The sequence below is a fragment of the Amycolatopsis sp. cmx-4-83 genome, assembly GCF_046548815.1.
GTDB lineage: Bacteria > Actinomycetota > Actinomycetes > Mycobacteriales > Pseudonocardiaceae > Amycolatopsis > Amycolatopsis pretoriensis_A.
On sequence record NZ_JAEBEF010000004.1, the window covers coordinates 1 to 14411 of the forward strand.

A 14411-nucleotide genomic window follows, 5' to 3' on the forward strand; every position below is an offset into this window, starting at 1 on the left:
CCACCGCCGACGTCCGAGTCATCGAGGTCAACCGGACAAACCGGCTGGCCCGGCGGATGGACGGCAAGTCCGATCGCCTGGATGCCGAGCAGATCGCCCGGGCTGTTCTGGGACAGACGTCGACCGCGACTCCGAAGGCCAAGTCCGGCATTGTCGAGGTGATTCGCACCCTGCGGATCACCCGTTCCAGCGCGGTCAAGGCCCGGACTCAAACCTTCAACACCCTGTGGGGCGTGATGATCGGTGCCCCTTCGCCGCTGCGTGACGACCTGGTGGCACTGACCAAGAGGACCCTGATCAACCGATGCCTGCAGCTGCATCCCGAGACCGATGACGTCCTCACCCTCATCGATGCACCCGCACGGCTGCTCACGGCCGGAGTGACCACGGCACTGCGTGATCTCGCCCGCCGCTGGAAAACCTTGGACGCGGAGATCAAAACCCTCGACAAGCAGATCGAGGCTCTGGTCCGCGCCACAGCCCCGGAACTGGTCGAGCTTCACGGTGTCGGGATCGAGCTGGCCGGACAGTTCCTCGTCACCGCCGGCGACAACGTGCACCGCATCCGCAGCGAGGCTGCCTTCGCCAAACTCTGCGGGGTCGCCCCGCAACCAGCCAGCAGCGGCCGCACCACCGGACGTCACCGCCTCAGCCGCAGCGGTGATCGCGCCGCCAACAGCGCGCTCTACATCGTGACCATTGTCCGGATGCGCCGCCATCAACCCACCCGTGACTACGTCGAACGACGCACGGCCGAAGGACTCAGCAAACGCGAGATCATCCGCTGCCTCAAGCGCTACATCGCCCGCGAAATCTACGCCAACCTTCCTCGAACAACACCCCACTCACAACCACCGCACCCCCATGCCGCTTGACGAATATAGGAGCATCGAACGGTTCCACCGCACCCTGGCCGAGGGGTGGGCTTACGCCCGCTTCTACCCGTCGGAGACGGTGCGGCGGGCAGCGCTACCGGGCTGGCTGCACTTCTACAATCATCATCGACCCCACAGCTCAACCGGCGGCAAGCCGCCGGTCACCCGGCTGACCAACCTCCCTGGGCATCACATCTAGCCCCACCCGGGTCGTGAGTGGTCAGGGCGGTCAGGACCGCCCTGACCACTCACGACCGGTGGGACGGCAGGACGCAGACGACGTCGAGACCCAGGACGTGGTTGAGGCGCCCGAAAGCCAGCCACGCGCCGAGGCTCATGCTGAGCTCGACGATCTCCTGCTGGCTGTAGCAAGCGGACATCCGCTTCCAGAACTCGTCGTCCAGGTTGTGGTGGTCGAGGGTGTACCGCTCGGCGTACTCGGCCGCGAGGCGGGTGCGCTCGTCGAAGCGGTCCGTCGTGCGCCACTCGATAACGGCGTCCGCGAACTCCTCCTCGACCTTCTGCCCGTCGCGTTCGGTCCGCCAGTCCAGGCAGAAGACGCACCCGTTGAGCTGCGCGATCCTCAGCCGCGCGGCCTCGAACTCCCGCAGCCCCAGCGTGGTGTGCTCGTACACCGCGAGCGAGAACTGCGAAGCGGCGATCCCGATGCCGGGCACCAGCTCGCCCCACACGTACCCGATCGGGTCCTTGCCCTCGGGGATGTCGATGTTCACGAGCGCCTCCTTCCGAGCTTGCCGGCTGCCGGGCGCAGCGGGACGTCGAGTGCGTCGTAGAGACCGGGTTCCGCGCCGGCCAGCCAGTCGATGGCGCCGACGAGCCGGCCGACGGCGGTCGCGTTGCCGCCCGCGGACCGGTTTTCGCCTTCGTCGGAAGCTTCGACGCTGACCTCGATGCGCGGCCGGCCTTCGATGATCACGCGGTGCGCGCCGTCCCCGCTCGGCGGCGTCGGCCAGTCCGGCGCGCACGACGGGTGGATGCGGGTGACGTGCTCGACGACGATCCGCGGCTCGCCGTCGACGATCCCCTGGACCTCGAACCGCACCGCGCCCTGCGTGCCCTTTTCGAACTCGCCCATGGTCCGCGTGGACACGGTTTCCTCCAGGGGCCGCCGGTCGAGCGTCTCGCGCAGCTCGGCCACCTCGACGCCGAGGCCGCGCGCGATCAGCCGCACCTGGCCGCCCCACACCATCGACGGCACGCCGGTCATCAGCATCGGCGGGTCGTAGTCCATCGGCTGGCCCATGCCGACCAGGTACCGGACGGAGTCGGGCTGCTCGTAGGTCGAGTAGTCGAAGATCTCCTGGCAGCGGATGACGTCGACGTCGGTGCCGAGCCCGCTGATCAGCAGCGGCAGCACGTCGTTGCCCCAGCCGGGGTCGACGCCGGAGACGAACAGCGAGCCGCCGCCCTCGTCGATCGCCTTCAGCACCGGGTCGCGCAGCTCCGGCGGCGCGTTGCGCTGGTCGTAGAGCGGGTAGAGGGCCGGCGTCACGACGACCGCGCCCGCCCGGACGGCCCGCACGATGTCGGCGAACGCGTCGTCGAACCGGACGTCACCGGAAGCGGCGTAGACCACGGCTCCCGGGCTCGCCGCCAGCACCGTCTCGACGTCGTCGGTCGCTTCGACCCCCAGTTCGACGTCGAGCCCGGCCAGCGCGCCCGCGTCCTTGCCGACCTTCGCCGGGTCGTGGACGAGCACCGCGGTGAGCTTCAGCGCCGGATGGGCGTCGACGGCCCGGATTGCCGCACGGCCGACGTTGCCCGTGCCCCACACCACTGTGGCGATCATGGCCCGAGTTTTCGCCCGTGCGCGACGGTCCGGGAAGGGATTCGTTCCGCCCAGCGGACCGTCCGGACGTTGGTAGCATGCAGTTCGTCCGGACGTCGTATCGGAGGCCCACGATGACGATCGACCCCAAGCCCCGCAGCCGCACGGTGACCGACGGGATCGAGGCGGCACCCGCCCGCGGCATGCTCCGCGCCGTCGGGATGGGGGACGGCGACTGGCGCAAGCCGATCATCGGCGTCGCCAGTTCCTGGAACGAGATCACGCCGTGCAACCTGTCGCTGGACCGGCTGGCGCAGGCGTCGAAGGAAGGCGTGCACGCGGCCGGCGGCTACCCGCTGCAGTTCGGCACGATCTCGGTGTCCGACGGCATCTCCATGGGCCACGACGGCATGCACTTCTCGCTGGTTTCGCGCGAGGTCATCGCGGACTCCGTCGAGACGGTCATGCAGGCCGAGCGGCTCGACGGCTCGATCCTGCTGGCCGGCTGCGACAAGTCGCTGCCCGGCATGCTGATGGCCGCGGCGCGCCTCGACCTGGCGTCGGTGTTCCTCTACGCGGGCTCGATCGCCCCCGGCTGGGTGAAGCTCACCGACGGCACCGAGAAGGACGTCACGCTGATCGACGCCTTCGAGGCCGTCGGCGCGTGCCGGGCGGGGCGGCTCAAGACCGACGACCTGGACCGCATCGAACGCGCCATCTGCCCCGGTGAGGGCGCCTGCGGCGGCATGTACACGGCGAACACGATGGCTTCGGCCGCCGAGGCGATGGGCATGAGCATGCCCGGCTCGGCCGCGCCGCCGTCCGCGGACCGCCGCCGCGACCACTACGCGCACCTTTCGGGTGAAGCCGTGGTCGGGCTGCTCGAGAAGGGCATCACCGCGCGGGACATCCTCACGCGCGAGGCGTTCGAGAACGCGATCACCGTCATCATGGCCCTCGGCGGTTCGACCAACGCCGTGCTGCACCTGCTGGCCATCGCGCACGAGGCGAAGGTCGAGCTCACCCTCGACGACTTCAACCGCGTCGGCGACCGCGTGCCGCACCTGGGCGACCTTAAGCCGTTCGGCAAGTACGTCATGAACGACATCGACCGCCACGGCGGCATCCCGGTGCTGATGAAGGCGCTGCTCGACGAGGGCCTGCTCCACGGCGACGCGATGACCGTCACCGGCCGCACGGTCGCGGAGAACCTCGCCGAGCTGGACCCCGAGCCGATCGACGGCGAGGTCCTGCGCCGGCTGGACAACCCGCTGCACCCGACCGGCGGCATCACCATCCTGCGCGGCTCGCTCGCCCCCGAGGGCGCCGTGGTGAAGTCCGCGGGCTTCGACACCGCCAACTTCGAGGGCCCGGCGCGCGTGTTCGAACGCGAGCAGGAGGCGATGGCGGCGCTGAACGAAGGCCGCATCGAGGCCGGCGACGTCGTCATCATCCGCTACGAGGGCCCCAAGGGCGGCCCGGGCATGCGGGAGATGCTGGCGATCACGGCGGCGATCAAGGGCGCCGGCCTCGGCCGCGACGTCCTGCTGCTGACCGACGGCCGCTTCTCCGGCGGCACCACCGGCCTGTGCATCGGCCACGTAGCCCCGGAGGCCGTCGACGGCGGCCCGATCGCGTTCGTCCGCACCGGCGACCGGATCGCTGTGGACATCAAAGCGCGCAGCATCGACCTGCTGGTCGACGCGGCCGAGCTGGCGCGGCGGCGCGAGGGCTGGGAGCCCCTGCCGAACAAGTTCCCGGAGGGCGTGCTCGGCAAGTACGCGAAGCTGGTCCGCTCGTCGTCCTACGGAGCGGTCACGAGCTGAACGAGGGTGGGCCGGCGGCCCCTCACGAGCTGAACGCGGCCCGCAGCGCGCGCTTGTCGACCTTCCCGACTTCCGTGAGCGGCAGCGCGTCGAGGAAGTCCACGCCGGCCGGAACGTAGTGTTCCCGGCCGAAGGTGGCCCTCGCGTGGGCCCGGACCTCCTCGGCGGTGACCTCCCCAGCGGCGACGACGACGGCGTGCAGCAGCTGGCCGTCCAGGCCGGGCACGCCGAACACGGCCGCGCTCGTGATCGACGGGTGGGTCGCGATGGCGTGCTCCACCACGGTCGTGGGGACCTTCGTGCCGTGCTCGCCGACCACGACGATGTCGTCCGCGCGGTCGAGCAGGGAGAGGTAGCCCTCGTCGTCGAAGCGGCCGAGGTCGCCGGTGCGGAGCCAGCCGGGGCCGATCTCCGGGCCGCCCAGGTAACCGTCCATCATGGACAGTCCGCGCACCTCGACCTCGCCCTCGGCGGTGAGGCGGGCTTCCATGCCGGGCACGATCCGCCCGACCGAGCCCAGCCGCTCCGGGCGGTCGATCAGCTCGGCCGCGGAGATGCTCGCGATCATCGGGGCCTCGGTGAGGCCGTAGCCCTGGCCGACGACCGGCCCGAACACCTCGAGGGCCTGCGCGAGCCGGTGCGGTGGCAGCGGCGCGGCGCCGAGGGACAGCGAGCGGACGCTGCTCAGGTCGGTGGCCGGCCGCGCGGGGTGGTCGAGGACCGCCGCCAGGCGCGGTGGGGTCAGCGAGAGCGTGTCGATCCGGTGCTCCCGGATCGCGGCGAGGACCGCGCCCGCGTCGAAGCCGTCGTGCACCACGACGGTGTCGCGCCGCAGCAGCGCGCCGAGCACGGTGGCGTTGCCGGTCATGTGCGTCATCGGGGCGACGAGCAGCGTGCGGCCCGGGCCGTCCGGCGACGGCGCGAAGATGTGCGCCATGCCGTCGTAGATGCCGCTGTGGCGGATGAGCTTCGGGGTGCCGGTGGTGCCGCCGGTGGGGAAGAGGAGACGGACCGTTTCCGGCGGGTCGAGCGGCTCCGGCTCGCCGTCGAGCTCGGGGAGCGTCCGGACGTCGGTGCCCGGCCAGTGCTGCGGGCGGTCGGTGACGACGGTGGTCACGCCCGCCCGTTCGTAGCGCTCGCCGTCCGGTGCGGACGCCGGGACCAGCAGGACGGTCGCCCCGCGCAGCAGGGCGGCGAGCTGGACCAGGACCGTCTCCGGGCGGTTGCGGAGGTCGACCGCGACGACGCCGGTGCCGCCGAGGCCCGCGTGCAGCCGGCGGAGGCGGGCACGGGCCTGGTGGTAGGTCGTGACGCCGCCGGAGATGAACAGGGGGCGGTCGCCGCCGTCGTCGAGCGCGGCGAGGACCTTCGTCAGGAAGAAGCTCACCCGGCGACGGTACTCAGTCCTGGTAGGAGAGCTTTTCGAGTTCGGTGTCGAAGTCGAACCAGTCGCTCTCGCTGCCGGCCGGCACGACGTCGTAGGTCCGGTCGAGGAACGCCGCGATCTCCTTCGCGGGCGCTTCGAGCACGGCGGCGCCGTCGGGGGAGTTCAGCTCCACGACGACGAGGGCGGGGTCGCCGGCCGGCCCGATGCGGACGTCGCCGTCGCCGCAGCGCGCGAGGAGGCCGTCGGCCAGCAGGTCGCGGCCGAAGAGCCAGCGGACCGCGCTCGGGCCGGCGTGCAGCACCACGGCGACCGCGTACGGGTCACGGGTGTCGTAGGCCAGCTCGGCGGGCACCGGCCGCGGACCGGCCCCGAAGGTGCGCAGGGCGAAGTCGATGCTGGCGCTGGTCTGGCTGTGCGGGTCGGTCATCGGACCGCCTTTGCTACTCGTCGGTTAACTTCGGCTGGTTCCACAGATAACGCATAGTGAGTTCAACGCCCAGCGTTCCGAAAAACTTTCACACTTCGGGGTGATCAAGAAGTGTCGGAGGTCACCGCCGGCGTGGCCGAACGGGCACTTTCTCACGCACCGTGACGCGCCCCGGGAACTTCGCGTCCCAAGTTTTCGGAGCTGCCCGGGTGCCGGATGGGTCGGCGCCCCGGAGTTGGGCCTTCCGGGTGGGAAGGACCACTGCACACCAGTCCGCGCCGCCGTCCAGCCGCGAACCCCTGTCGAGGCCGGAGGGCGTGGTGGGTGACGTGGAGGTTGCCGGACATGGGTGAACGTGGACGGCTACGGCTGCATCCGGGTGAGGTGCCGGTGCCCGCGCCGGGTGCCGAAGAACTGCTCGGGCGGGTGGCGGTGGGGGACGAGACGGCGTTCTCGGCGCTCTACGACCTGATCGCCGGCCCGGTGCTCGGGCTGGTGACGCGCGTGCTGCGCAACCACGCGCAAGCCGAGGAAGTGGCTCAGGAGGTTCTGGTGGAGGTGTGGCGCAAGGCCGCGAGGTACGTCCCGGAGCGCGGGAGCGCGCTTTCGTGGGTGCTGACGATCGCGCACCGCCGGGCCGTGGACCGCGTGCGTTCGCACCAGGCCGTGCTCGACCGCGAAGACCGGGCGGGCCGGATGGACGTGCGGCGGCCGTTCGACGAAGTCACCGAGTCCACTTTGGCCGGTCTGGACCAGCAGCGGGTGCGGCAGTGCCTGTCCGCGCTCACCGACCTGCAGCGCGAGTCGATCGTGCTCGCCTACTACAACGGCTACACCTACCCCGAAGTCGCCGAGGTGCTGAAGGTGGCGCCGGGAACCGTGAAGACCCGGATCCGCGACGGCCTGATCCGGCTGCGTGACTGCCTGGGGGTGGACCGATGACCGCCGAGCTGCACACGCTGACCGGGGCCTACGCGCTCGACGCCGTGTCCGATGTGGACCGGGCCGAGTTCGAACGGCACCTCGGGGAGTGCCCGGCCTGCCGCCAGGAGGTCGAGGAACTGCGCGCGACCGGCGCCCGCCTCGGCGCGGCCGCCGAAGTGACGCCGCCGCCGGAGCTGAAGCTGGTCGTGCTCGCCGACGTGGCCCGCACCCGCCAGCTGCCGCCGAGGGTGCCGGTGGTCCGCAAGCTCAGCCGCGCCAAGACGTGGCAGCTGCGCATCGCGCTGTTCGGTGCCGCGGCGGCGGCCGTGGTGGCGGTGATCGTGGCCGGCGTGCAGACCACGACCACGGTCCCGCAGCAGAAGGCCGACCCGGTGCTGGCCGCCCCGGACGCCACGGCGATCCAGGGCTCCGGCCAGGGCAGCGCGACGCTCGTGGTGTCCCGCAGCCGGAAGCAGGCGGTCCTGCTCGCGTCCGGGCTGCCGGCCCTCGACGCGGCCCACGTCTACCAGGTCTGGCTGATCGGCAAGGGCGGCGCGCACTCGGCCGGCCTGATGCAGCCGGAGTCCCCGGACCGCATGCGCCCCATGCGGGCGGAGCTGCCCCCGGGCGTCGACCGCATCGGGATCACGGTCGAGCCCGCGGGCGGTTCCCCGGGCCCGACGACCCCGGCGGTCACCCGGATCGACCTGACCTGATCTGACCTGATCTGACGACCGGGCGTCACTGTCGTTTTCCATTTCCAGGGCCGCGCTTTCCCAAAACGGTGATCTGGATCACCTGATCGGGTACCAATCCGATTTCCGCGTAGTTCCGAATACCCGTCAAGAAGAAGTTCTCAGCTGATTGTGGGAGTGATTTTTGTGACCAAGCTTCGTGTCGCCGGAATCGGCGTCGCCGCTGTCGCCGCCCTTTCGCTGGCCGCGTGCAGCAGCAGCGACACCGCTTCGTCGGGCAGCTCCAGCGCGCCGGCCCCGTCCTCCTCGGTGGCCGCCCCGTCGTCCAGCGCCGCCTCGGGTGGCGATGGCATGACGACCAACGCCGACGTGTTCGGTCCCGCGTGCAGCCAGCTGCCGCAGGGTTCCGCCCCGGGTTCGCTGGACTCGATGGGCCCGCAGCCGGTCGCCTCGGCCGCCTCGACCAACCCGCTGCTGACCAAGCTGGTGGCCGCGGTCAAGGCCACCAACCTGGTGGACACGCTCAACAGCGCGCCGGCGATCACGGTGTTCGCGCCGGCGGACCCGGCGTTCGCGGCGCTGGGCGACGCCAAGTTCGCCGAGCTGGCGGGCAAGCCGGCCGAGCTTTCGCCGATCCTGCAGTACCACGTCGTGGGCAAGCGCTACGACGCCAAGGGGCTCGCGTCGGCGGGTTCGCTGGACTCGCTCAACGCCGCCGGTGGCCCGCTGAAGATCGAGGGTTCGGGCGAGAACATGACCGTCAACGGCGCGAAGATCCTGTGCGGCAACATCCCCACGAAGAACGCCACGGTCTTCGTGATCGACAAGGTGCTGACCCCGGGCACCAACAAGTAAGTCAGGAATTCCGGCCCAGTGCCGGGCCGAGGCGTTCCGCGATGTCGGTGAGGATCTGCACGTAATCTTCGTGGTCGAAGGTGAACGGCAGGGCGAAAGCCACCTCGTCGACTTCGCGGAACGCCTTGTGCGCGTGGAGGCGTTCCGCGATTTCCGCGGACGTGCCGACGAAATCGGGGGAAAAGAGCATCCGCGCCGGGCCTTGCGGTTCGGCCGTGCGCGGCAGCCGTTTCCGGGCGTATTCCTCGTACTTCGCGCGCTGCTCCGCGGTCGCGCTGTCGGTCGGGATCACGACCAGGCCCTGCGAGACCCGGGCGGCCTCGCCGTCCGGGTGGTGCGCGCGGAACGCCCTGATGTGCGACAGCTGGATTTCCGCGAAGTCCGTGCTGTCGCTTTCGGCCTTGACCACGCTGCTGGTCAGGAAGTTCACCGCGTGCTTGCCCGCCCACGCGGCCGAGCGCAGGCTCGCACCGCCGTACCACATCCGGTCGCCGAGCCCGGGTGCCTGCGGCTGCACCCGGTCGGAGAACACCTCGAACCCCTGGGTCCCGCTGAACCCGGTGGCCGGCTTGCCGCGCACGAAGCCGAGCAGCCGTTCCACGCGGTCGTAGGAGAAGTCCTCGACGTCGGCGGTGTCCGGGTAGAGGGCGCCTTTGACGTCGTCCCAGCGCATCGGCGGCCCCACGCTGAGGCCCGGGTTGAGCCGCCCGCCGGAGAGCAGGTCGACGGTGGCGAGGTCCTCGGCGAGCCGCAGCGGGTTCTCCCAGCCGAGCGGGATGACGGCGGTGCCGAGGTGGATCCGGCTGGTCCGCTGCGACGCGGCGGCGAGCACGGCGACCGGCGACGAGATGCCGTACTGCAGGTGCCGGTGCCGCACCCACGCGCTGTCGAACCCGAGCCGCTCACCCAGTTCGATGATCTCGAGGGTCGACTCGTGCCCCCGGCGCGGGTCGGCCGCGTCGAAGAGGCCGATGGTCAGGAAGCCGAGCTTCCGCAGAGGTCGTGCCACCCCGCCGATTCTGCTCCGGTGCTCCGGGGTGTCCCACGTGGTGGACTACCGCACCCGGTCCAGCCCGTCGAGGATCAGGTCCAGGCCGAACTCGAACTCCGCCTGGTCGTCGCACCAGCCCAGCGTCGAACCCGGGTGGTCGTGGGCGATCTCGCTCAGCATGGCCACCAGGTTCGGCAGCTGCGCGGCCACTTCCGCCGAGACCTCGGCCGACGCGTCCGGGCCGGGGTCGAACGGCTCCTGGCTGAACCCCAGGGCCCGGCTGCCGAGCGCGTGCAGCGCGTGGTGGATCCGGTCGTGCGAGAACCCGCCCTCGCGCATCAGGCCGACCAGGTTGTCGTAGTACTTCAGCACCGCCACGCTGGTCGAGGACCGCGTCCCGAACAGCGCCGGCGCCCAGCGGTGGCGGAGGAGCACCGCACGCGCGGCGAGGATGCGCCGCCGGGCCGTGTCCTTCCAGTCCGGGCCGGCGTCCAGGCGCGCGACGGCCTCGTTGATCTCCTGGGCCACGACGTCGACGATCCCGGCGAGCACGTCTTCCTTCTTGGCCACGTGGTAGTAGAGCGACATCGCTTCGGCGCCGAGCTCCTCCGCGAGCCGGCGCATCGTCACCGCGGCCAGGCCGTGCTCGTCGGCGAGCGCGACGGCCGTGCGCAGGACGCGCTCGCGGCTCAGCGGGATCCGGGCTTCGGTGGTCACGCGCAAGATCGTACAGCGTAAGTCTTCCTTGACGCGGCGTCGTGCCCGGATCTACCTTACGACGTAAGACTTACAACGTAAGGGAGACGTCATGAAGGCCATCGTCCAGCGTGTGTACGGCCCGCCCGACAGCATGAACTGGGAAGACGTGCCCGATCCGGTGCCGGGCGAAGGCGAAGTGCTGGTCCGCGTGCACGCCACTTCCGTCAACCCGTACGACTGGCACTTCCTCAGAGGCGAGCCCTACGCGGCGCGGCTGATGACCGGCGGCTTCGGGCTGCGCCGCCCGCCGGTGGGTGTCCTCGGCTGCGACCTCGCGGGCCGGGTCGAGACCGCCGGGACGGAGTTCGGCCCCGGCGACGACGTCTACGCGCTGCTGCCCCGGGGTGCGCACGCCGAGTACGTCTGCGTGCCGGAGAGCCTGCTGGCGCGGATGCCGGCGAACCTCTCCCCCGAGCAGGCCGCGACGCTGCCGATGGCGGGCGTCACGGCGCTGCTCGCCCTGCGCGGGGTGCGGCCCGGGCACCGGGTCCTGGTCAACGGCGCTTCCGGCGGTGTCGGCACCTTCGCCGTCCAGCTGGCCAAGGCGCTCGGCGCGCACGTCGACGCCGTGTGCGGCGCGGCCAACGCCGACCTGGTCCGCTCGCTAGGCGCCGAACACGTCGTCGACTACCGGACCGAGGACTTCACCCGCGTCGGCCGCCGCTACGACTTCGTGCTGGACATCGCCGGCGGCCGGTCGGTGTTCGCCTGCCGCCGGATCCTCGAGCGCGGCGGGACGTTCGTCGCCGTCGGCGGCCCGGCCGGGCGCTGGCTGCAGCCCGCCGGGCACGTCTTCGCCGCGCTGGCCGCCGGGCCGTTCGCGCGGCGGCGGGTCGTGCTCGCCGACGCGGTGGGCTGCCCGGACAAGAAGGCGGTCCTGGGTGAGCTGGCGGCGTTCGCCGAGCGCGGCGAGCTCACCCCGGTCGTCGACCGGACCTACCCGTTCGACGACCTGCGGGCCGCGTTCGCCTACCAGGAAGCCGGGCACACCAGGGGAAAGGTCGCCGTCACCCGCGCAGCGCGGTGATCGCGGCGAGCTCTTCGGGGCTCAGGACGAGGTCCTGCGCGGCGAGGTTCTCCCGCACGTGCGCGAGCGACGTCGTCCCGGGGATCGGCAGGACGGCGGGCGAGCGGTCGAGCAGCCAGGCGAGCGCGACCTGGGAGACGGTGGCGCCGTGGCGCGCGGCGATCGGTTCGAGGACGCCGCGGACCGCCGCCGGGCCTTCGGTGTCGGTCGGCGCGCCCGGCGTGCTGAGCGAGACCGGCTGCCAGGGGACGAAGACCGCGCCGGCCTCGGCGGCGGCGTCGAGCAACGGCTGTTCGTGGCGGTCCACCAGGTTGTAGTGCGCGGTGACGGCGGTGATCTCGACGATCTCCCGCGCGGCCTTCAGCTGCTCCAGCGTCACGTTGGACAGGCCGATGTGCCGGATCACGCCTTCCCGGCGCAGCTCGGCGAGCGTGCCGACCTGGTCTTCGAAGGACGCGTCCCGCGCGTAGCCGCTGTGCAGGTAGTAGAGGTCGATCCGCTCGACGCCGAGGCGGCGCGCGCTCAGCATCGCGGACTGGCGCAGGTACTGGCGGTGCCCGATCGCGGCGATCGTCGAGAGCTCCGGGCCGCTGCGGACGAAGCCGCCCTTGGTCGCGAGCAGCAGGTGCCCGGGGTAGGGGTGGAGGGCTTCGCGGATCAGCTGCTCGTTGGTGTGCGGGCCGTAGACGTCGGCGGTGTCGATCAGCGTCACGCCGGCGTCGACGACGCGGCGCAGCAGCTCGAGGCCCGCGGCCCGGTCGGGGTAGTCACCCCAGTGGCCGGGGCCGGTGAGCCGCATCGCGCCGTAGCCGATCCGGCCGGTCGTCAGGTCGCCGAGGGAGAGGGTGGTTCGTTCGGTCATGGCTCCACCGTCGCCCGGTCCTCCGGTGGCGGCCAGGGAGGGAACTGCCTATGCAGCCTGGTACCAGGCACGCGGCGGGCGGTCTTGCGACACTGGGGGCATGGCAGCCACCGAACTGGGCGAGTTCCTGCGGGCTCGTCGCGCGGCGCTCGACCCGCGACGGGCCGGGGTGCCCGACGACGGCCGGCTCCGGCGCGTCCCCGGCTTGCGCCGGGAGGAGCTGGCCCAGCTCGCGCACATCAGCATCGACTACGTGGTCCGGCTGGAGCAGGGCCGCACGCGGCGGGTGTCCCGGCCGGTCCTCGACGCGCTCGCGGACGCGTTGCAGCTGGCCCCGGACGAACGCGCGTACCTGTTCACCCTGGCCGACGTCGCCCCGGAGACCCGGGCGCCGGCCGGGGACCACGTCGCCGGCCCGCTGCGGCAGCTGCTCGACGGCATGCCGGACGTGCCGGCGATGGTGCTGAACCGCCGTCAGGACGTGCTGGCCTGGAACCGCGCGGCGGTCGCGCTGCTGGGCGACTTCGGCGCGCGGCCGCCCGCCGAGCGCAACCTGATCCGGCTGACGTTCCTCGACGAGGACTACCGCGCCCGGTACGCGGACTGGCCGCGGGCGGCGGGCGCGTGCGTCGAGGTGCTGCGGATGGAGTCGGGCCGCGACCCGGCCGACCCGGTGCTCGCCGCCCTCGTGCGCGAGCTGCTGGAGAAGGACGCGGACTTCCGGACGTGGTGGGAGCGCCACCAGGTGCGCGGGGCCCGGGAGCTGACCAAGACCTACCGCCACCCGGTGGCCGGCCCGGTCACCCTGGACGTGCAGCAGTTCGCCGTCGAGACGCACCCGGGTCAGCGGCTGGTGGCCTACACCGCCGAACCCGGGTCGCCGTCGGAAGAAGCGCTGCGGTTCCTGCTGCAGTGGTCCGCCGAGCCCGCGCAACGCTGACCGCGGGCCCGGCGGGCCGGGTGTCAGCCGTTGTGCGGGCAGTTGCCCCGGTAGTCCGAAATGGACAGGCTGGTGCCCGGGATCGGGCAGAGGAACTGCTCGTAGCGGGTGTCGTTGTCGATGAACCGCTTGAGCCAGGACAGCGTGTACTTCGCGATCGTCGTGTTCGACGAGTTCGGCGCGAAGTGGCTGGCACCGCGCAGTTCCAGGTACGCCTTGTCCAAAGAGGACGGCAGGCTGGTGTAGAACGGGATCGAGTGCGTCGCCACCGGCGCGATGGTGTCCGCCTCGGCCCCGACGACCAGCGTCGGCACGCGCACCGTGGACCAGCTCTTCGTCAGGTTCCAGCCGGTCAGCGGCACCGCGGCCTGCAGCGACGGCCGTGAGCGCGCCGCTTCGAGCGTGCCGCCGCCGCCCATCGAGTGCCCGACGACGCCGAGCCTGCTGCTGTCGATGCGGGACCGCACCGAGCTCTGCTGGGTGAGGTAGTCGAGCGAGGCCAGCAGCTGCCTGCCCCGGCTGTCGGGCTGGTCGCTGGTGGTCAGGGTGTCGATGGTGAACACCACGAAGCCCTGGGACGCCAGGCGCGGGCCGAGCCACGCCATGCTCGACTGCGTGGCGGTGAAGCCGGGGGCGATGGAGATCGCGCCGAAGGTGCCGGCGGTGGTGGTCGTCGGGTAGTAGATGGTGCCGCCGCCGAAGCCGGAGACGGACAGCCGCGAAACGGTGACGGTGCTGGTCGCGAAGCTGCCCCGGCTGGCCTCGATGCTGGCCGTGGTCGGGGCGGGCCCGCGTTCGTAGGGGTTGTCGGCGGCGGGTGCCGGCGAGGCGACCGCGGTGGTCACCGCCAGCGCGGCGGCGATGACCCCGGCGGCCTTGGCGCGCCACGGTCGGCGGCGGGAAATTTTCTCACCCGGGCCAGACGACGTCGGCGGGCTGGTGAGTAAGGACATGGATCGCTCTCTTTCCCCGGGCAGGCGAAAGCGGGCCCGGACACGGACGGGCGGACCGATGTAACCGTTGCACGGCAACGAAGAGCGTGCCGTCATCCCGG

The 14411-nt window shown here is 71.6% G+C and carries 15 protein-coding genes and 1 pseudogene; 8 read left to right on the plus strand and 8 right to left on the minus strand.

The features are described from left to right. Both ACLJQM_RS12910 and ACLJQM_RS12915 read left to right on the plus strand, forming a co-directional pair. Positions 1-875 (plus strand): IS110 family transposase (locus tag ACLJQM_RS12910; protein ID WP_410631383.1); only part of this gene is annotated, 875 nt, incomplete at its 5' end. A 10-nt stretch (positions 876-885) separates the two neighbouring features. Next, a pseudogene (locus ACLJQM_RS12915) lies at positions 886-1074 on the plus strand (integrase core domain-containing protein); the annotation flags it as partial. Positions 1075-1123: 49 nt separating this feature from the next. Here the strand turns inward: ACLJQM_RS12915 and ACLJQM_RS12920 are convergent. Both ACLJQM_RS12920 and ACLJQM_RS12925 read right to left on the minus strand, forming a co-directional pair. Further along, on the minus strand, positions 1124-1609 hold the full coding sequence (locus ACLJQM_RS12920) for a carboxymuconolactone decarboxylase family protein (protein ID WP_410631384.1): 486 nt from the start codon (positions 1607-1609) through the stop codon (positions 1124-1126). Beyond that, positions 1606-2685: a dihydrodipicolinate reductase gene (locus ACLJQM_RS12925; protein ID WP_410631385.1), complete on the minus strand. Its 1080-nt coding sequence runs from the start codon at positions 2683-2685 to the stop codon at positions 1606-1608. The genes ACLJQM_RS12920 and ACLJQM_RS12925 overlap by 4 nt, the downstream gene beginning before the upstream one ends. A gap of 113 nt (positions 2686-2798) precedes the next feature. On the opposite strand from ACLJQM_RS12925, the gene ilvD reads away from it, so the two are divergent. Then, complete coding sequence (gene ilvD, locus ACLJQM_RS12930; protein ID WP_410631386.1) at positions 2799-4490, plus strand: dihydroxy-acid dehydratase; 1692 nt, start codon at positions 2799-2801, stop codon at positions 4488-4490. Positions 4491-4512: 22 nt separating this feature from the next. Here the strand turns inward: ilvD and ACLJQM_RS12935 are convergent, their stop codons facing one another. Together ACLJQM_RS12935 and ACLJQM_RS12940 are read right to left on the minus strand one after the other, a co-directional pair. Next, positions 4513-5877, minus strand: coding sequence for a class I adenylate-forming enzyme family protein (locus tag ACLJQM_RS12935; protein WP_410631387.1), 1365 nt, complete (start codon positions 5875-5877; stop codon positions 4513-4515). 13 nt (positions 5878-5890) lie between these two features. Then, the gene (locus ACLJQM_RS12940) at positions 5891-6304 is read right to left on the minus strand and encodes an SsgA family sporulation/cell division regulator (RefSeq protein ID WP_247019630.1); all 414 of its coding nucleotides are present in this window, start codon (positions 6302-6304) and stop codon (positions 5891-5893) included. A gap of 345 nt (positions 6305-6649) precedes the next feature. Here ACLJQM_RS12940 and sigK point away from each other — a divergent pair, with 345 nt between their 5' ends. The 3 genes from sigK (at position 6650) to ACLJQM_RS12955 (ending at position 8778) form a co-directional block, all read left to right on the plus strand. Further along, positions 6650-7246 (plus strand): ECF RNA polymerase sigma factor SigK, encoded by a 597-nt coding sequence (gene sigK, locus ACLJQM_RS12945; protein ID WP_360766160.1) that lies wholly within the window; start codon positions 6650-6652, stop codon positions 7244-7246. Then, positions 7243-7944 carry an anti-sigma factor gene (locus ACLJQM_RS12950; protein ID WP_360766163.1) on the plus strand — a complete coding sequence of 234 codons (702 nt, stop codon included), beginning with the start codon at positions 7243-7245 and terminating at the stop codon, positions 7942-7944. The genes sigK and ACLJQM_RS12950 overlap by 4 nt, the downstream gene beginning before the upstream one ends. A gap of 165 nt (positions 7945-8109) precedes the next feature. Then, the gene (locus ACLJQM_RS12955) at positions 8110-8778 is read left to right on the plus strand and encodes a fasciclin domain-containing protein (protein WP_410631388.1); all 669 of its coding nucleotides are present in this window, start codon (positions 8110-8112) and stop codon (positions 8776-8778) included. Between the two features lies 1 nt (position 8779). Here ACLJQM_RS12955 and ACLJQM_RS12960 read toward each other — a convergent pair whose 3' ends face one another. Both ACLJQM_RS12960 and ACLJQM_RS12965 read right to left on the minus strand, forming a co-directional pair. Continuing rightward, a complete protein-coding gene (locus ACLJQM_RS12960; RefSeq protein WP_410631389.1) occupies positions 8780-9787 on the minus strand; it encodes an LLM class flavin-dependent oxidoreductase in 1008 nt (335 codons plus the stop codon). A gap of 45 nt (positions 9788-9832) precedes the next feature. Further along, positions 9833-10486, minus strand: a complete 654-nt coding sequence (locus ACLJQM_RS12965; protein WP_410631390.1) for a TetR/AcrR family transcriptional regulator — start codon at positions 10484-10486, stop codon at positions 9833-9835. Between the two features lie 91 nt (positions 10487-10577). Between ACLJQM_RS12965 and ACLJQM_RS12970 the strand changes: the two genes are divergently transcribed. Continuing rightward, positions 10578-11555, plus strand: a complete 978-nt coding sequence (locus ACLJQM_RS12970; protein WP_410631391.1) for an NAD(P)-dependent alcohol dehydrogenase — start codon at positions 10578-10580, stop codon at positions 11553-11555. Here ACLJQM_RS12970 and ACLJQM_RS12975 read toward each other — a convergent pair. Next, positions 11536-12417, minus strand: coding sequence for an aldo/keto reductase (locus ACLJQM_RS12975; protein ID WP_410631392.1), 882 nt, complete (start codon positions 12415-12417; stop codon positions 11536-11538). The two genes, ACLJQM_RS12970 and ACLJQM_RS12975, sit on opposite strands and share 20 nt — an antisense overlap. A 100-nt stretch (positions 12418-12517) precedes the next feature. On the opposite strand from ACLJQM_RS12975, the gene ACLJQM_RS12980 reads away from it, so the two are divergent. Next, a complete protein-coding gene (locus ACLJQM_RS12980) occupies positions 12518-13357 on the plus strand; it encodes a helix-turn-helix transcriptional regulator (RefSeq protein WP_410631393.1) in 840 nt (279 codons plus the stop codon). Between the two features lie 23 nt (positions 13358-13380). On the opposite strand, the gene ACLJQM_RS12985 is transcribed toward ACLJQM_RS12980, so the two are convergent. Continuing rightward, a complete protein-coding gene (locus ACLJQM_RS12985) occupies positions 13381-14310 on the minus strand; it encodes an alpha/beta hydrolase family protein (RefSeq protein WP_410631394.1) in 930 nt (309 codons plus the stop codon). Positions 14311-14411: the final 101 nt, after the last annotated feature.